Source organism: Brucella sp. LJL56, assembly GCF_054871705.1.
Genome location: NZ_JBTXLQ010000007.1, coordinates 227,496 through 243,097, shown reverse-complemented (window position 1 = coordinate 243,097; position 15,602 = coordinate 227,496). Strand labels below are relative to the sequence as shown.

Genomic DNA, 15,602 nt, shown 5'->3' with positions numbered 1-15,602 from the left:
TCGTGATACCGCGAGCCTTTTCTTCAGGCGCTGCGTCGATCTGATCATAGGCCTTGAAATCACCGAAAAACTTCGTGATCGCTGCCGTCAGAGACGTCTTGCCATGGTCAACGTGACCAATCGTGCCAATATTAACGTGGGGCTTCGTACGTTCGAATTTGCTCTTTGCCATCGCCGTTGTTCTCTTTGTTCTAGAACCGCTCAAGCGCCAGCACAAAAGCCGTTTGGCTTCCGGGCCAGCATTTATGCCAAAACGGAACGGCGAACCGCCCGTCGATGATTCCTTACACGCCAAACCGCCCTGAAGAATTTGGAGCGGGTAGCGGGAATCGAACCCGCGTATTCAGCTTGGAAGGCTGCTGCTCTACCATTGAGCTATACCCGCGCACTCTTAACTCTGATCCGACAGTGGTGGAGGGAGTTGGATTTGAACCAACGTAGGCATAGCCAACGGATTTACAGTCCGTCCCCTTTAACCACTCGGGCATCCCTCCAGATATCACTATCAGCAGAGTCGAGCGACTAGGCATTTCCGCGGGGCTTCTGGCTGACTGTTGGGCCAGCCGTCGATCCGCGAGGGGCCTTATGACGATAAGCTTATCCCCTGTCAACAGGGTAAAAGCGAAAAGAATGCATGTCCGTCCACAACGTCGTGGAAAGTTCCTCTTTTACACTCCCGTCCCATAGGCTCAAACGCCCGCATTTCTCAGGATTTTCCAGCCATCAGAAATTATTTGGCAATCAGAACAGCCTGATAGCAATCACAGGTGAAGTCGCTATCTTCCGTTCACCTAAAGAGTTATAAGCACGCCATGACCGATCAAAACTCGCCCCGCACACCAAAAGATTCTCATTATGCGCGCCTGCGCCGCCAGCATCGCGACCAGAAGGCCGTGACCGAAGGCAAATCACCGCGCAAACCGCAGCGTCCTTCCATTTCGGCAAGCGCCGTGACTGAGGGAACCGTACGGCTTTATGGCCTGCATACGGTCCGCGCCGCCGTGGAAAACCCGGAACGCAAGATATTGCGCATGCGCGCAACGCGAAACGGATTCGCCCGACTTGAGATCGGAGAGGCCGAAACTCTCCCCTTCCCCGTCGAAATCGTCGAGCCGCGCGACATCGACAAGGAAACCGGTTCCGAAGCCGTCCATCAGGGCGTCATGATCGAAGCCGAGCCGCTGCGCGCCCGTAAACTGTCCGAATTGAAGGACAGCCCGCTGCTTCTCGTTCTCGATCAGGTGACCGATCCGCACAATGTCGGCGCTATCATGCGTTCAGCCGTCGCCTTCGGTGCTGGCGCGCTGATTACGACAAGCCGTCACAGCCCGCAGGAAACTGGCGTTCTGGCAAAGTCCGCCTCTGGTGCGCTCGAAATGATTTCGCATATCGAAGTGCGCAATCTGGCCGAAGCGATTGAAGAACTCCATAGCCTCGGGTTCCAGACCATCGGTCTTGATTCGGAAGGGCCGCAGGAAATGGAAGCCACCTTGTCCGGCGGACGAGTCGCCCTGGTGCTTGGTGCGGAAGGCAAAGGCCTGCGTCAAAAGACGCGCGAAACAGTTACCGCGCTTGCCCGCCTCGACATGCCAGGCGAAATCAAGTCGCTCAATGTATCGAATGCGGCTGCAATCTCGCTTTACGCTGCGGAGCGATATCTCCGCACACGTTGATTCGACTGTAAAAACCTCTCCCGGTTGGCCTTTCCATCCGGGAGAATGGCAGAAAATCCAATCGTTCCGACTCAGGCGGTAGCAATATAGGTGCGAATATCTTCCGCCTCGCGCTCAACATCTTCGATGCGCCGCTTCACAACGTCACCAATCGAGATTATTCCCACGAGCTTGCCATGTTCTTCCACCGGCATATGACGGAATCGGCTTCGTGTCATGATTTCCATCACCTGATTGATCGTGTGATGTTCGCGACAAACCTGCACTTTTGCCGTCATGACCTCGGTGACCGGCATGCTCATGGCCTTGGTTTCTTGTGCGGCGACAGCACGCACCACATCGCGCTCTGACAGGATTCCCTTGATTCGACCGGCCTCGTCGCACACCACCAAAGCGCCGATCTTGTGTTTGTTCAACATGGCGACGGCGTGGGATAGCGTATCGGCAGGTGCAATAACCAGCACATCCCTCCCCTTTGTCTCGAGAATCGATCTTACGGTCATGCCAAAGTCCCTCCAAGATTTAGCACTCGCTGCTTCCGGCGTTTAAACGCCATATGAAGCAGAACGCAGCTCCTCCAACCACGTTCCATGATGGTGCGCTTCGATCGTCCGATTGGCAAGTGGCATCAAATGGGGAGAAGGCTTTGTCAAAGCCAAAAGAGTGCAGAACTTATCGCCTCAGCACGGCATCATAGCTGCGTGGGCGGTCCATCAGTGAAATACCAAAGAAACCGGCAATGAAGCCGCCTATATGCGCTTCCCAGGCAATGCTGGAAAGGTCCGCCCCGCCAGTCGAGTAAAGACCGGTAACAATGTTGATCAGGAACCAGACACCTACAAAAGTCAGGACGGGCTTCAGCGTCAGGGTCAGCCCCACCGGAAGAACGGGGCCTGCAAATTCCGATCTGCGTCCATGGCCGATGCGACGAAAACCGTAACGCGCCGCTGCGCCCATCATTCCCGAAATCGCGCCCGATGCGCCCACCAGCGGTGAAACGCTGTCCGGATAGATCGCATAATGGGTCAAGCCAGCAATCACCGATGTTAATATCCAGAAAACGATCATTCGTCCGGTACCGATGCGCCCGGCCAACGGGGAACCGAAAGCCGCAAGCCAGATCATGTTGACGGCAATATGGGCAAAGCCGCCATGCATGAAGGAATAGCTGATGAGCGTGAAAAGTGCTGCGGGGTCGGTAAATCCATTCGCCAGCGAGAAACGTGCCGGGATGAGCGCGAAGTTCAGCATGAATTCATAGTTCTGCTGCTCGCTGATGAGGTAGTTCTGATAAATATAGACTGCAGCGCAGAGGCCAATCAGAGCGAGAACAACGCCCGGAATATTGAACATCGGCTCACGACCGCCCGACCGGCGGTTACTGCCGTTCATTTCCGGCTGGGGAACGCTCATGAACTGCTGCTTTCTATTTTATGCGAAGCACCGCAATCGGACCGAAGGAGCCTTTTGCGTTTGGTCGATGCATGTTGATAGGGCAGAATTTGTTAAAAATAAAGGCCGACGGACGTTCCCGGTCGGCCTTCACGCGAACAGAAATCTTTCGCGAAATTAAATCTGGAGCTCAGAAAAACGCCAACCAAGTCAAAGGCTTCGTCTGATGCCCTATCAAAGCGCGTCTTTTAGTGCCGCGCAACCATTACTTATTATTAACCTTAACAGACGAGCCCGGTGGATGAAGAAAGGGTTAAACTGGCATCCTCGCCGTTAATACTATTTTAATGCGTTCAACAGCGGAGGCAGCCTCCGCGTGAAACGGACAAATCAACGGCGCATGATGAAACACCGCAGTACGATCGCGATTTTCAGCGAATGGCAGCGCTTGGCCCGCACGGAAAACGGCTTCTTTCGTGCGCCGATGCGTGAACAGATCGAGCCGCGCAAGCTCGGGCGCCATCTGTCCGACCTCTTCTTCCTTGAGGCTGAAAAAGATGACGACCTGTCGTTCCGTCTGGCGGGAACACGCATCTGCACCCTTTTTGGTCGCGAACTGAAGAACACGCGGTTCCTCTCGCTCTGGTCCGAGCGGGACCGGGCAGCCCTTGGCGAACTGTCGGAAAATGTAAGTAGCCTGGAAGTCCCTGCCCTCGTTTCGCATGTGGGAATCAGCATGTCCGGACGAAGCCTCGATCTGGAAATGTTCCTCGCCCCGCTTGAAGCGCCGGACGGGCAGATCAGCCTTCTCGGCAGCATCGCCGTGCTTGATTCCGTCACCTGGGTTGGTGCCGATCCAATTGTCCTCGGCCATCTGAATTCTATCGAACCGGTGGCGCCCGATCTGATTCTGGCCGGCGAGGTTCGAAAATCGGCTGCCATCACAGTAAATGCCGCTGGTACAGGCAGACAATGGACCAATGTTCGTCTGACGAAGTCACAGGAACATGCAGCTCCAAAACTGCGCGTCATTAAGGGCGGTAAAGCCTGATCGGTGCTCTATATCGCGATTTCTCTTTATAGATACGTGCTGTAATATGGCCCGCAGTGAGAGTAGGCACAATTTCGAGATGGATCGGCTTTGATGAACAGATTTGCTGCGGCATCCTCTGCGAGCACTGTGCGGCAGGAAAATTTCAACGCCGTGAATGTCGATCTTAATGGCCGTTACATGCTAGAGAATCGCAGTGAATTTCCTTGCGTCATCAAACGTATGTCGCCAGGAACGGCCTTAATGAGCGGTATAGCCACCCCGCGTAACGGCGAGCGGATCATCGCCTATATCGATCACGTGGGACGGATCGAAGGAATTGCCAACGAGGTTACATCCGAAGGCTTTCACATTCTCCTGTCGACATCCGAGCAGAAGAAAGACAAGCTTTCCGCACAGTTGACCTGGCTGGCCAACAAACACGAACTTGCCCTACCCGAAGATCGCCGTCACGAACGCGTCGTGCCGCACAAGACCCAGCACAACATCACTTTTGCCGACGGCAACCAAAGACTGTGCCGCATTGCCGACCTTTCCCTTTCTGGTGCAGCAATCGAAAGCGAGTTCAAGCCCGCGATCAAGAGCGGCATCATGCTCGGGCCGATCCGGGGCACCGTCGTCCGTCATTTCCAGGGCGGCTTCGCAGTCGAATTCGCTACCATCCAGACCAGCACAACACTGGACAATCTTTTCGGTTGAAAGCATCCGCCGAAAAGATGAATGCGCGTCAAGGTTACGGAATGGCAAACCGCGAAATGCCCGGAATCACAAAAAAGCCACGAAAACAGCCCGATTTGCCCTGAATTTGTCCGTTCGTTGACAAAAAGTTTCAGCGTTATTTGCAGTTTTAATCGAATTTGACTCGCATTTTCGCGCGCAAATTTGCGTGCCTTCAAATTGTCTAAGTCATCTTGGTCTCCAACAGGGAGACAAAAGAATGACAAAACAAACCATCATCGCAGCCATCCTGATGCTGCTCGGAATCGGACTGGCAGAGGCCGCAAGCCCCGCCTCCAATTCACCGTGGATGACGACCGGAGAACGCACTTCGCAGCCCATTGGCCATTACGAGTTCTGCGAGCGCTATAAGTCCGAATGCAACATCACCAGCCGCAACAGCAACATGCTGAAGCTGACACCGGAAATCTGGAAACAGATCATTGCGGTCAATGCGAGCGTCAACGAAAAGATCGCGCCGATGACCGATATGGAAGCCTGGGACCGCGAGGAATATTGGGAATACCCGACAACAGTGGGTGACTGCGACGACTACATGCTTTTGAAACGTCGCGAACTGATGGCGCTCGGCATCCCGGCAAATACGCTGCTTTTCACGGTGGTTCGTCAGCCAAACGGCGAAGGCCATGCGGTTCTGACCATTCGCACCGACCGTGGTGACTTCATTCTCGACAATCTCGATACCCGCGTCCTTGCATGGAATAAGACCGACTACAGCTATCTGAAGCGCCAGTCGACCACGAACACCGGTAGCTGGGTCTCAATCAAGACCGACCGCGAACTCCTCGTCGGCAGCATCAAGAACTAATCAAAAGATGAATCGAACAAGGACGGGCCGTCAGTCTCCCTCTGGCCCCGTCCTTTTTCTTTTTCAGGCCGGCTCCAGCCCACGCATGAAGGACCGGGCTTTCTCCACATAATGCTCCGCAGATAATTTGAGTTTCTCGACAGCAGCATCGTCCAGTTCCCGGAGGATTCGCGCAGGTGAACCGACAACCAGCGAATTGTCCGGTATTTCCTTGCCTTCGGTCACAAGCGCCCCTGCCCCGATCAGACAGTTCTTTCCGATCTTCGCGCCATTGAGCACGATGGCGCCCATGCCGATCAATGTGTTGTCACCGACGGTGCAGCCATGAAGAATGGCTCGATGCCCGATCGTGCAACCCGCCCCGACCGTCAGCGGAAAGCCGATATCGGTATGCATAACGGTGTGTTCCTGAACATTGGTGTCATCGCCAATAGTGATCGGCTCATTGTCGCCGCGCAAAACCGCACCGAACCAGAAACCGGCATTTTCACCGACAACGATCTTGCCGATCAGGGTCGCATCGGGCGCGATCCAGTTGCTGCTGCGGTCCGCGAATAGCGGCTTGTGCCCGTTATATGCATAGATCGGCATGTGGTTCCTCCATCAACAAACTCGATATTGAATTGGTTACAGCATCGGCCCGAAAATCGGAATCGATTTTCGGAAGGCACGGCGCCTGGGTTCAATAGATTAGTGCCGTCGTGCAAGCACGACTTCACACTCTGTTAACCATAAGAGACCGATATTCTCTGCAATATCATTACCATGACATTCTGACCGTATGGAAACAGCACCAGATTACACCGTTTCAAGAATTGGAAGCCGCCTCTTCGGCTGGCTGCTGTTGGCGGTTATCGTTGTGATCCTGCTTTCAGTCGCGGTGAATATCGGCGGACGCCTGCTTGGTCCGCTGATTGCGCGGGGCGGACACTCCGACAGCACACACGCTTATGAGATTATCATCGGCAACAACGTCCTGTCGGTTCCAGCCAACATGATCCGCTTTTCGAGCCAGCGGCGCGACGGCGTAACGGGGCGCCTTGATCTCTACGCCCGCTGGCCCGGACTTACCGGCTATACGGAACACGACCGCGCCATTTTCAACCTTCTCACTCCGAAGCGACATCTCATTTTCATGTCCATCGAGCAGCGAACAATGTCACGCGACATGAGCGGACGTTACCTGCCGATATACGCCGAGCTGATAGACCCGACCGGAGAAGTTCTCCCCGGAAACCTGACAATACACCGCTTTCTGGAAAACAGCGGTTACAAGGGCGAGGAACTGGTCTTGTCCGACCCGAGCAGTGGCAAGCCGGAATTTGTTGCGCGATGCCTTGCGGATGGCCCGGCGGAAAGCTTCAATTCATGCGAGCGCGATGTCCAGTTTGGGCGCGACTTGCAGATTCTCTATCGATTCCCCCGCTCCATGCTGGGCGAATGGAAGTCACTGGATAAGGCGGTCGTGGGTTTTGCCAATGCTCATCTTCTGGGAAACAAGACGAAACAGACCGACTGATCCTATTGCCCAATCAGGTGCTGAAATTCGGAGCGACCGTCTTCCCTGAATTTGATCTTGCTCAGCGGAACTCCGCTCATAAGGCGTTCTTCCGTGGCGGTCAGCACGATTTCCAGTTTCAGTATTTCCGCCGATCCGAGACGCTTCCAGCATCCTTTTCCTGCGAGCAGAGAAACGTTGCGATCCACAATATATGCTGCGGCGGCATAAGCGCCGTCACATTTCCCGACGCTTTGCGGTTCATCTAGGATCTCGATCACCGAAAGGGAGCCATCGTCCTGCTCTGTTTCAATGGTACCCAGAATTTCAGCGCGCGCTGCAAAGGACAGGGCCACCAACAGCATGGCCAAAGAAAAACCGAACTTCATAAAGACACCCAAAAGTCAGGGATAGTCGCAGATTTCATAACCGCTAATTTCCGATTCCACCCCCGCCTTGATCCAGAAGAAAACGCTGCCCTCGCCCTTCAGATCGGCAGTGCATAAAGCGACGACATTTTCCTTGCCGACAGGGGCTTTGCTCGCACAAGAAGCCTTCCAGCTTGCAATCCGCTCCACGGATTCCACTTTGATATCGGGAAAGCCGAAATAGATATTCTTGAAGTTTTCGGCAAGTTTGGGACAGGTTCCGTCATCTTCAATAGCCTGCGCACGGACAACCGATGGCAGCATGACGGACAGGGCCAGCGTAGCAGCGACGATCCTCATGAATCCTCATTATCTTGAATAACAAAACGCCCTCTCCGTTATGGAAAGGGCGTCAAAGAGCATTCCTGCCGGGCATCAGCGTCGCTCGCAACGCGATTGCCGTGACAGATCAAAGATCGACGTCGAGAATAGCCATCGAAAAATTGTAGGAGAGTTCGCCCTCGTCCTCGTCCTTATAGACCAGGCCCAGGAATTCATCATTGAGATAAAGCTCGGCGGAGTCGTTTTTGCGCGGGCGCGCCTTTACCTGCAGGCCGGGATTGTTGAAGGTCCGTTTGAAATAGGCGTCCAGTTTTTTGAGTTCTTCGGGTTTCAACCGGCTTCTCCTGATATTGAATTGAGCCGGTTTATTGCACCCGGCAATTTCCTATGTAAACCCCCGGCAAAGCCGTGCTTAAGGGTTGTTGGCAGTTAATAGCTTCTTTTGACAGAATATAGGCCGCATGCTGGAAAAAACCAGCAAGCGGCCGTGTTCAGCCCCTAACGATACATCGTATCGCTTAAATCCCTTCGCCCAGCATCTGATCCATGACGCGGGAAGGCTCGGCGCAGCCCGTATCTCCCATGATCCGGGCTGGCACACCGGCAACCGTGACGTTGTTCGGAACGGGTTTCAAAACAACCGAACCGGCAGCAATTTTCGAGCAATGACCGACTTCGATGTTGCCGAGAATTTTCGCGCCAGCACCGATCAGCACGCCATGGCGGATTTTCGGGTGACGATCACCGCTCGACTTCCCTGTTCCGCCGAGCGTGACGCCGTGGAGGATCGAAACATTGTCTTCGATCAAGGCCGTCTCGCCGACAACAAGTCCGGTCGCATGATCGAGGAACAGCCCGCTGCCAAGCCGGGCCGCCGGATGAATATCGGTCTGGAAAATCGAGGATGAACGGCTCTGCAGGTAATAAGCGAAATCTCTGCGGCCTTCATTGTAAAGCCAATGTGCCAGACGATGGGTCTGGATCGCATGGAAACCCTTCAGATAAAGGATCGGGTCCATGAAGCGGTTATAGGCCGGATCACGATCATAAACCGCCTGAATATCAACCCGCACAGTCTGGGACCATTCCGGATTGGCATCCAGCATCGCATCGAAGGTCTGGCGAAGAATATCGGCACTCAGATCGGCATGACCGAGACGTTCGGCGATACGATGCATGACCGCATCTTCCAGGCTCGGCTGGTTGAGGATCGTCGCATAAAGAAACGTGCCCAACACGGGATCGTTCTTGGCGGCTTCCTCCGCTTCGGCACGGATGGAATGCCAGATAGGATCGACCTGCCCCAGACCGGGGGTCGCTTTCGCTGATGTGCGAACGGACATATGCATACTCCAGTTTTGCACCGCGAGAGGAGGAGACGACAGCCGAACTTTCGCTCAGTCCCCACGCCGCAATACGAGTTCGGCGCGCAGCATAACTTAAAATGGTTTGCCTTGACACAGCCGAATTTGACGCGCCCCGTCGGCGCGCTCTTTGTCCAAGATCAAATTCGCTTCAGAGCGGGTTTTCTTTCAAAAACTGCAATACCGCCTGTTTGTAGACCTTGTCACCAACGGCCAGCATATGGTCGCGGTCCGGAATATCGACAGCCTGTCCATTTGGCAGAAGATCGGCCAATTCTTGCGCGCTGCCTGCAATATCATCGGTTGTGCCGACGGCCACGAGAACAGGCTGCATGATGCGTGCAATCGCGGCAGCCGAAACCAACTCCTTGGAGGTAATCACGCAGGCTGCAAGGGCGATACGGTCACTCTTGGTCTGGTCGGCAAATTTGCGGAACATCTGCCCACGCGGATGCGTAATCGTCGCCGGATCCTCGGCGAGAAGCGCCTCGCCAATCGGCTCCCAGTCACCAGCGCCCGTCACCATGCCGATGCCAAGCCCGCCGAAAACAGCGCTATGAACGCGCTCGGCGTGTTCAATCGCCAGAAATGCGGTAATGCGCGCACCCATGGAATAGCCCATGACATGCGCCTTTTCGATCCCGAGATGATCAAGAAGTGCTGCCGCATCAGCCGCCATTTTGGTCGGCGTGTATTCGTCCGCGTCATGGGGCTTTGCGGAAAGCCCGTGCCCGCGATCATCGATGGCGATGACGCGATATCCGGCTTCGGTCAGCGTGCGAAACCATCCGGGCGAAACCCAGTTGACGAGACTTGAAGACGCAAAGCCGTGAATGAGCAGGATCGGATCGCCTTCTCCATCCTGACGGTACGCCAGACGCAAGCCATCATGTTCGAAATATTCGATATCGAGGGCACTCACCTGTTTATTCCTCTTGATTGCATTGTCTTGACGTCAAGGCTTGCACGCGCCGCAGATCACGCGGTGAACCGCCTTGTCGCCAAGCTTTATGCCGGTTCGTTTAACCGTACCTGCCAGAAGTTCCACGACATACGCTGCCGGAACCTCAGATGAAATGATATTTTCGGAGAATGGCACCGCATTTTCGTGAATAGCCGATACGCGTCCCTTGTCGTCAAGGAAGACCATATCAAGCGGCGATGGCGTGTTCTGCATCCACATCATGACGCGGCGCATCTCGCCAAACACGAAGATCATCGCCCGGTCTTTGGGAAAATCCGTGCGCCACATCAGCCCGCGCACACGCGCTTCATCACTTTCCGCCACTTCAAGCGCAAAGTTGACCTTGTTGCCATTGGAGGTGATGAAAGTCAGTGGCTCTTTATCGACTGGCAGCCGCATCGGCTGTGTTTCATCGGCCTGAGCAGCGAATGCGAAGAAAACAAATGCAAGAGCGAGAAAAATGCGGCCCATACCCTGCCCATTCTGACATAAAGCGCATCCCGAAAAGTGTGAAACGGGTTTCGGAAAAGATGCGCGTAAAAACAAATGATTAGAGCGCCGATCAGATTCAATCAGATCGAAACACGCTCCAATCCGGGCCGTGAACCTATCAACGGGACAGGATGACGACAAGACCACGCAAGGCCGTACAAAGCGTCTTTCACCCGCTTGTTACTACAATTGGGAGTTTCGGCGCGCTCTGAGTAACACGCTCGATTAGAGCATGATCCAACCGGAGTGATTCGACGGCTGATAAGGTTATGCTTGAAATAGAAGAGGTCAGCGCGCCGATCTGATCCATTCAGATCGAGACGCGTTCTAATGCGAAACCGGGATTGCCGTGCCGATATCCGGATGGATTTCAGCAGCCATCAGACCCTTGTCGCCTTCGCCGAAACGAATGAGCACCACCTGACCGGGACGCAGCTCCATCATGCCGAAACGACGCAGCGTTTCCATATGGATGAAGATATCTTCCGTCCCCTCGCCCCGCGTCAGAAAGCCGAAGCCCTTGGTGCGGTTGAACCACTTGACGATCACACGCTCAAGACCGCTCGATGGCGTGACGATCACGTGGGTGCGCTGCGGCGGCATCTGCGCCGGATGAACAGCGGTCGACGTATCCATCGACAGAACGCGGAAACATTGCAGGCCGCGATCACCATGGCGTACTTCACAAACGATACGCGCACCTTCCAAAGCAGTCTGGAAGCCGTCGCGACGCAGTGAAGTCACATGAAGAAGAATGTCATTAAGGCCCGGTTGGTCTGGAACAATGAAGCCGTAGCCCTTGGCCACGTCGAACCACTTGATATGGCCCGAAATTTCAATGATATCGCCCAGCTCTTCCGAGGCGTGCTGGCTGTGAAACTGGTCATTTGACACAGACTTGTCCGCCATGCGTTCGCCCCTCCTCTGTTCTTCCGTTGCGATTCCAACCTGATTCTTGTCCAAAGAATAACACTTCCTTAACCGGAGGCGGCAAGCCCAAACTTGCGTCCGTCCCCATGAAGACCACAGACTTCACAGTTTCATGGTTACTTTTTCCGGCGCAGCAGCAATTTGAAACTGACTCACCACCTGAAATATGGCCGGTCCCCAATTAGGCAATGATGTTTCCGGGACATTTCCGGTCACATCTGCTGCTCAAAATTTTTGATCGCCATTTTGTCCACGATGGGTTGACGTTCGGTCTCCGGCATCGGATTCGATATCCTTGGCGAACCAATCGGTCTTCCATACGTTTCCCGAACTTCAGCAACCAAGCAGCCGAGGAAAAGACTATGCGCTATCTGCACACGATGGTCCGAATTCGCGACATCGACGAATCTCTCGATTTTTATGTAAACAAACTCGGTCTTGAAGAAATCCGCCGCACCGAAAATGAAAAAGGCCGCTTCACGCTGATCTTTCTCGCTGCGCCCGCCGATACCGGCCGGGCGAAGGCAGAGCGGGCACCAGAGCTGGAACTCACCTTCAACTGGGACCCGGAAACCTATACGGGCGGCCGCAATTTCGGCCATCTGGCCTATATGGTCGATGACATCTATGCCACCTGCCAAAAGCTGCAGAATGCAGGCGTTACCATCAATCGCCCACCGCGTGACGGGCACATGGCGTTCATCAAGTCGCCCGATGGCATTTCCATCGAGCTGATCCAGAAAGGTGATCGTCTGGCACCGCAGGAGCCGTGGGCCTCAGCCGAAAATATCGGTAGCTGGTAACAGAGCATGTCTCCCGAAAGTGGAAACCGGTTTCGGGAAAAAGACATGCGTAAAACAAAAAGCCCGGTCTCGCGACCGGGCTTTTCTTTAATCCTGAACGGTCATTCCGTTCCCTGAATTGCCGCGAGCAGCCATTCGCCGCCATCCGTGCGGGTAAACGTCCAGAGTTCGGTGCTTTCCACCGGCTCATTCGGATTGCCTTCAACGACAGCGCCGGTGTTGCGGTCCAGCATGATGTCGATTGCGGAGTAGCGGATCGCCACAGTGGCATAGTCGACATTGCCTTCACGCCAGGCTTCCGAAACGTCGCCCTGAAGCAGCTTCACATCCTTCACTTCATTGCGCATGCCACTGGAAGCGATTTCGCCCAATTCTTCGGCGAGGTAGGACATGGCTTCCGGAGTGGTCAGCTTGCGCAACGCAGCATAATCCTCGCGGCCATAAGCGCTCTGGATTTCCGAAAGCATCTGCTCGAAACGATCAAGCTCTTCCTGTCCGACATCCATCGGCTCGTCTTCGACCGCCGGAGTTACCGGCTCTTCAGCCTGCCTGGCACCCGCGCCGAACGGATTGACCGAAGGCGTACGACCGCCAGAATTGCCACCCTGTTGCGGTGCGGCACTCTTGGCCGCCCCAAAAGGCTGGGCAGAGCCAAATGGTTGCGCATTTGCATTGCCGGCACCGGCCGTTGCCGTCGCACCCTGACGGCGATTAGCAAACATGCGCATGACGAACATCGCAATCAGCGCTATCACAGCCACCTGCAACAGAAGACCGAACATGCCAGCCAGACCACCAAGGCCGTTACCAAGCATCATGCCGATCAAACCACCAACCAGCAAACCGCCGAGCATGGAACGACCGAAATTACCGAACATACCGCCAGCACGGGCTGGCGCTGCATTTTGCGCACCAGCGGCGGCGGGACGGGTTGTCTGCGTGGTGCCGGTGTTCGGCGTCATCGAACGTTCGATCGGCGCAGCATTATTCGGTGCGGTGCGCGTCGGCGCAGGCGCCTGATATGTACGCGCGCCACGGCTGCCGAAACCGCCACCGCCTGCACGGCGAGCCTCGGCGAAATCGACCGCAGCAAAAGAGGCAATAAGCCCCAACACCATTGCTGCTGTCAGTTTGGTCAGGCGGCTTCCGGAACCCGGCATTGTTAACTCCCATTTAGAGACATAAGTGAATGTTTAAATCATTCCTCATATGGGAATTCGCCCCTGCCCCTCACAAGGGTGTGAAGACAAAAAAGTCCAGAAATTTCAAATGACCTCGGAAACTTTAAACGGGCCCGGAAATTTTAAACGGGCGAAGCCGCATCCAGAATCTGTATCTGAGTTGTGATCGAGCCATTCCAGTGATTTAGCGACAGATTGCCTGCCACATGCACGCTTTGGCCGATATTGTTGAACAGGAAGCGCCCCAGATCGCCCTCAGCCGCCCGGAAGGCTATCGCATTGACGCGCTTTCCGTCAGCACCACGTAGGCTCACGCGCACATGATCGCGCCCAACGCCCCGCGCATCGGCCAGTATATGATGGGGGAGTGCCAGAATGGGTTGTGGGTGCGCTGAACCGTAGGGTCCTGCTTTCTGCAAGGCTTCATAAAGCGACACCGTTGCACCCGATGCTGCCAGTGCGCCGTCGATGGACAGGCTCTGGTTTTCACGCAGGCGCGAAACGATATACGCCGATTCTTCTTCGAGATATGCGCGCAATGCGCCAAGATTGCCGCGCTCGATGGTGATACCGGCCGCCATGGCATGGCCACCACCCTTGATGAGCAGCCCGCGTTCCACCGCGCCGCGTACGAGCTTGCCAAGATCGAGCCCCATGATCGAACGACCGGAACCTGAACCAACACCATTGGCGTTGAAGGCAATGGCAAAGGCAGGCCGCCGCGCCTTTTCCTTGAGCCGCGAGGCCAGCAACCCGACGATACCAGGATGCCAGCGGTCACTCGCCGTCACGATCACCGATGCGCCCGCACCGCCAGAGATTTCCAGCGAAGCTTCCGCTTCGGCCTCCATCAGCATCTCGGCTTCCATGGCCTGACGCTCCTGATTGAGCCGGTCGAGTTCCACGGCGATACGATCCGCCGTTGCAGGATCATCCAGTGTCAGCAGCCGTGCGCCAAGTCCCGCATCGCCGATGCGCCCGCCGGCATTGATGCGCGGCCCGATGAGATAACCGAGGTGAAAGACATTGAGCGGCTCACCAATGCGCGCTACCCGCGCCAGAGCCGCAAGGCCGACATTGCTCTGCGACCGTGCAACAACCAGTCCTTTTACGACGAACGCACGATTGACGCCGGTCAACGGCACCACGTCGCAGACCGTCGCTAGTGCCACCAGATCGAGCAGGGAAAGAAGATCGGGGCCCGGCCCTTTGCCGCGCTCACGCAGGATTTTGGTCACCTGCACCAATGTCAGAAAGACCACCCCCGCAGCGCAAAGATGCCCCTGCTGCGAAATATCGTCTTCGCGGTTGGGATTGACGATAGCCACCGCATCTTCCGGCAGATCGCCGCCGACCTGATGGTGGTCAAGCACGACGACATCCGCTCCGGCCTGCCTGGCAGCCGTGATGGACGGTGCACTGTTGGTGCCGCAGTCGACTGTGACGATAAGGGTCGCGCCCTTGGCAACCAGATCGCGCATGGCATCGGGATTGGGACCGTAACCTTCAAAAATCCGGTCAGGAATATAGATAGAGTGCTGAATGCCATAATGCTTGAGAAACCGCGCCATCAAGGCGGAAGAACAGGCTCCATCGACATCGTAATCGCCAAAAATGGCCATGGTCTCGCGGCGCAGAATGGCATCGGCAATCCGGCCCGCTGCATTTTCCATATCGGTCAGCGTCGCCGGATCGGGCATGAGATTGCGCAGCGTCGGATCGACAAATTCCGGCGCGCCTTCCACCGACACACCCCGCCCGGCAAGCACGCGTGCAACCAGATCGGAAATGCCGTGATGCTGCGCAATGGCAAGCGCCGTATTGGCCTCACGCAGGCCAAGCCGGTCTACCCATTTCTGTCCGGTTGCGGATTGTTTTATTCCGAGGAAAAAGCGCTCTGTCGTCATAATTTTCTAAAGACACAAAAGGCGGCATTTTTGCAATGCCGCCTTTGACTATTCTACGTTCAATCCTGCCAAGGTTTAGGCAGAACAGTTC

Annotated in this window: 19 protein-coding genes and 2 tRNA genes; 6 read left to right on the top strand and 15 right to left on the bottom strand. The window is 55.3% G+C overall.

Annotation, left to right across the window (positions count from 1 at the left end):
• The 3 genes from ACYSN1_RS18255 to ACYSN1_RS18245 form a co-directional block, all read right to left on the bottom strand.
• Positions 1 to 172: GTP-binding protein (locus ACYSN1_RS18255; RefSeq protein ID WP_461726989.1), on the bottom strand; the 172-nt coding region annotated here is incomplete at its 3' end.
• 139 nt (positions 173 to 311) lie between these two features.
• Positions 312 to 385 (bottom strand) — tRNA-Gly (locus tag ACYSN1_RS18250).
• Between the two features lie 24 nt (positions 386 to 409).
• Positions 410 to 494: transfer RNA gene (locus ACYSN1_RS18245), tRNA-Tyr, on the bottom strand.
• 318 nt (positions 495 to 812) lie between these two features.
• Between ACYSN1_RS18245 and rlmB the strand changes: the two genes are divergently transcribed.
• A complete protein-coding gene (rlmB, locus tag ACYSN1_RS18240) occupies positions 813 to 1,673 on the top strand; it encodes a 23S rRNA (guanosine(2251)-2'-O)-methyltransferase RlmB (RefSeq protein ID WP_461726977.1) in 861 nt (286 codons plus the stop codon).
• A gap of 71 nt (positions 1,674 to 1,744) precedes the next feature.
• Here rlmB and ACYSN1_RS18235 read toward each other — a convergent pair whose 3' ends face one another.
• Positions 1,745 to 2,176 (bottom strand): CBS domain-containing protein, encoded by a 432-nt coding sequence (locus ACYSN1_RS18235; protein ID WP_461726976.1) that lies wholly within the window; start codon positions 2,174 to 2,176, stop codon positions 1,745 to 1,747.
• A 169-nt stretch (positions 2,177 to 2,345) separates the two neighbouring features.
• A complete protein-coding gene (locus ACYSN1_RS18230) occupies positions 2,346 to 3,086 on the bottom strand; it encodes a rhomboid family intramembrane serine protease (protein WP_461726975.1) in 741 nt (246 codons plus the stop codon).
• A gap of 382 nt (positions 3,087 to 3,468) precedes the next feature.
• Here ACYSN1_RS18230 and ACYSN1_RS18225 point away from each other — a divergent pair, with 382 nt between their 5' ends.
• From ACYSN1_RS18225 to ACYSN1_RS18215, 3 genes are all read left to right on the top strand, one after another.
• On the top strand, positions 3,469 to 4,116 hold the full coding sequence (locus ACYSN1_RS18225; protein ID WP_461726988.1) for a PAS domain-containing protein: 648 nt from the start codon (positions 3,469 to 3,471) through the stop codon (positions 4,114 to 4,116).
• Between the two features lie 93 nt (positions 4,117 to 4,209).
• Positions 4,210 to 4,815: a PilZ domain-containing protein gene (locus ACYSN1_RS18220; protein ID WP_461726974.1), complete on the top strand. Its 606-nt coding sequence runs from the start codon at positions 4,210 to 4,212 to the stop codon at positions 4,813 to 4,815.
• 238 nt (positions 4,816 to 5,053) lie between these two features.
• A complete protein-coding gene (locus ACYSN1_RS18215) occupies positions 5,054 to 5,662 on the top strand; it encodes a transglutaminase-like cysteine peptidase (RefSeq protein ID WP_461726973.1) in 609 nt (202 codons plus the stop codon).
• 63 nt (positions 5,663 to 5,725) lie between these two features.
• Here the strand turns inward: ACYSN1_RS18215 and ACYSN1_RS18210 are convergent, their stop codons facing one another.
• The gene (locus ACYSN1_RS18210; protein WP_461726972.1) at positions 5,726 to 6,253 is read right to left on the bottom strand and encodes a gamma carbonic anhydrase family protein; all 528 of its coding nucleotides are present in this window, start codon (positions 6,251 to 6,253) and stop codon (positions 5,726 to 5,728) included.
• A 190-nt stretch (positions 6,254 to 6,443) separates the two neighbouring features.
• Between ACYSN1_RS18210 and ACYSN1_RS18205 the strand changes: the two genes are divergently transcribed.
• On the top strand, positions 6,444 to 7,181 hold the full coding sequence (locus ACYSN1_RS18205) for a hypothetical protein (RefSeq protein ID WP_461726971.1): 738 nt from the start codon (positions 6,444 to 6,446) through the stop codon (positions 7,179 to 7,181).
• A 2-nt stretch (positions 7,182 to 7,183) separates the two neighbouring features.
• Here the strand turns inward: ACYSN1_RS18205 and ACYSN1_RS18200 are convergent, their stop codons facing one another.
• From ACYSN1_RS18200 to ACYSN1_RS18170, 7 genes are all read right to left on the bottom strand, one after another.
• Complete coding sequence (locus tag ACYSN1_RS18200; RefSeq protein WP_461726970.1) at positions 7,184 to 7,549, bottom strand: hypothetical protein; 366 nt, start codon at positions 7,547 to 7,549, stop codon at positions 7,184 to 7,186.
• Positions 7,550 to 7,564: 15 nt separating this feature from the next.
• Positions 7,565 to 7,888, bottom strand: coding sequence for a hypothetical protein (locus ACYSN1_RS18195; protein WP_461726969.1), 324 nt, complete (start codon positions 7,886 to 7,888; stop codon positions 7,565 to 7,567).
• Between the two features lie 109 nt (positions 7,889 to 7,997).
• The gene (locus tag ACYSN1_RS18190; protein ID WP_010659890.1) at positions 7,998 to 8,204 is read right to left on the bottom strand and encodes a DUF3126 family protein; all 207 of its coding nucleotides are present in this window, start codon (positions 8,202 to 8,204) and stop codon (positions 7,998 to 8,000) included.
• A 184-nt stretch (positions 8,205 to 8,388) separates the two neighbouring features.
• On the bottom strand, positions 8,389 to 9,213 hold the full coding sequence (gene cysE / locus ACYSN1_RS18185; protein ID WP_461726968.1) for a serine O-acetyltransferase: 825 nt from the start codon (positions 9,211 to 9,213) through the stop codon (positions 8,389 to 8,391).
• Positions 9,214 to 9,385: 172 nt separating this feature from the next.
• Positions 9,386 to 10,156 (bottom strand): alpha/beta fold hydrolase, encoded by a 771-nt coding sequence (locus ACYSN1_RS18180; protein ID WP_461726967.1) that lies wholly within the window; start codon positions 10,154 to 10,156, stop codon positions 9,386 to 9,388.
• 33 nt (positions 10,157 to 10,189) lie between these two features.
• Positions 10,190 to 10,669: a DUF192 domain-containing protein gene (locus ACYSN1_RS18175; protein WP_461726966.1), complete on the bottom strand. Its 480-nt coding sequence runs from the start codon at positions 10,667 to 10,669 to the stop codon at positions 10,190 to 10,192.
• Between the two features lie 348 nt (positions 10,670 to 11,017).
• Complete coding sequence (locus tag ACYSN1_RS18170) at positions 11,018 to 11,599, bottom strand: cold-shock protein (RefSeq protein WP_105543223.1); 582 nt, start codon at positions 11,597 to 11,599, stop codon at positions 11,018 to 11,020.
• 383 nt (positions 11,600 to 11,982) lie between these two features.
• Between ACYSN1_RS18170 and ACYSN1_RS18165 the strand changes: the two genes are divergently transcribed.
• Positions 11,983 to 12,423, top strand: a complete 441-nt coding sequence (locus ACYSN1_RS18165; RefSeq protein ID WP_461726965.1) for a VOC family protein — start codon at positions 11,983 to 11,985, stop codon at positions 12,421 to 12,423.
• Positions 12,424 to 12,524: 101 nt separating this feature from the next.
• On the opposite strand, the gene ACYSN1_RS18160 is transcribed toward ACYSN1_RS18165, so the two are convergent.
• Both ACYSN1_RS18160 and recJ read right to left on the bottom strand, forming a co-directional pair.
• Positions 12,525 to 13,583: a Tim44 domain-containing protein gene (locus ACYSN1_RS18160; RefSeq protein ID WP_461726964.1), complete on the bottom strand. Its 1,059-nt coding sequence runs from the start codon at positions 13,581 to 13,583 to the stop codon at positions 12,525 to 12,527.
• A 143-nt stretch (positions 13,584 to 13,726) separates the two neighbouring features.
• Positions 13,727 to 15,511 carry a single-stranded-DNA-specific exonuclease RecJ gene (recJ, locus tag ACYSN1_RS18155; RefSeq protein WP_461726963.1) on the bottom strand — a complete coding sequence of 595 codons (1,785 nt, stop codon included), beginning with the start codon at positions 15,509 to 15,511 and terminating at the stop codon, positions 13,727 to 13,729.
• Positions 15,512 to 15,602: the final 91 nt, after the last annotated feature.

What these genes read in the sequence shown, in the direction of transcription:
- rlmB (WP_461726977.1), top strand. Translation starts at nt 813, where the DNA reads ATGACCGATCAAAACTCGCCCCGCACACCAAAAGATTCTCATTATGCG.
- ACYSN1_RS18235 (WP_461726976.1), bottom strand. Translation starts at nt 2,176, where the DNA reads ATGACCGTAAGATCGATTCTCGAGACAAAGGGGAGGGATGTGCTGGTT.
- ACYSN1_RS18230 (WP_461726975.1), bottom strand. Translation starts at nt 3,086, where the DNA reads ATGAGCGTTCCCCAGCCGGAAATGAACGGCAGTAACCGCCGGTCGGGC.
- ACYSN1_RS18225 (WP_461726988.1), top strand. Translation starts at nt 3,469, where the DNA reads ATGAAACACCGCAGTACGATCGCGATTTTCAGCGAATGGCAGCGCTTG.
- ACYSN1_RS18220 (WP_461726974.1), top strand. Translation starts at nt 4,210, where the DNA reads ATGAACAGATTTGCTGCGGCATCCTCTGCGAGCACTGTGCGGCAGGAA.
- ACYSN1_RS18215 (WP_461726973.1), top strand. Translation starts at nt 5,054, where the DNA reads ATGACAAAACAAACCATCATCGCAGCCATCCTGATGCTGCTCGGAATC.
- ACYSN1_RS18210 (WP_461726972.1), bottom strand. Translation starts at nt 6,253, where the DNA reads ATGCCGATCTATGCATATAACGGGCACAAGCCGCTATTCGCGGACCGC.
- ACYSN1_RS18205 (WP_461726971.1), top strand. Translation starts at nt 6,444, where the DNA reads ATGGAAACAGCACCAGATTACACCGTTTCAAGAATTGGAAGCCGCCTC.
- ACYSN1_RS18200 (WP_461726970.1), bottom strand. Translation starts at nt 7,549, where the DNA reads ATGAAGTTCGGTTTTTCTTTGGCCATGCTGTTGGTGGCCCTGTCCTTT.
- ACYSN1_RS18195 (WP_461726969.1), bottom strand. Translation starts at nt 7,888, where the DNA reads ATGAGGATCGTCGCTGCTACGCTGGCCCTGTCCGTCATGCTGCCATCG.
- cysE (WP_461726968.1), bottom strand. Translation starts at nt 9,213, where the DNA reads ATGTCCGTTCGCACATCAGCGAAAGCGACCCCCGGTCTGGGGCAGGTC.
- ACYSN1_RS18175 (WP_461726966.1), bottom strand. Translation starts at nt 10,669, where the DNA reads ATGGGCCGCATTTTTCTCGCTCTTGCATTTGTTTTCTTCGCATTCGCT.
- ACYSN1_RS18170 (WP_105543223.1), bottom strand. Translation starts at nt 11,599, where the DNA reads ATGGCGGACAAGTCTGTGTCAAATGACCAGTTTCACAGCCAGCACGCC.
- ACYSN1_RS18165 (WP_461726965.1), top strand. Translation starts at nt 11,983, where the DNA reads ATGCGCTATCTGCACACGATGGTCCGAATTCGCGACATCGACGAATCT.
- ACYSN1_RS18160 (WP_461726964.1), bottom strand. Translation starts at nt 13,583, where the DNA reads ATGCCGGGTTCCGGAAGCCGCCTGACCAAACTGACAGCAGCAATGGTG.
- recJ (WP_461726963.1), bottom strand. Translation starts at nt 15,511, where the DNA reads ATGACGACAGAGCGCTTTTTCCTCGGAATAAAACAATCCGCAACCGGA.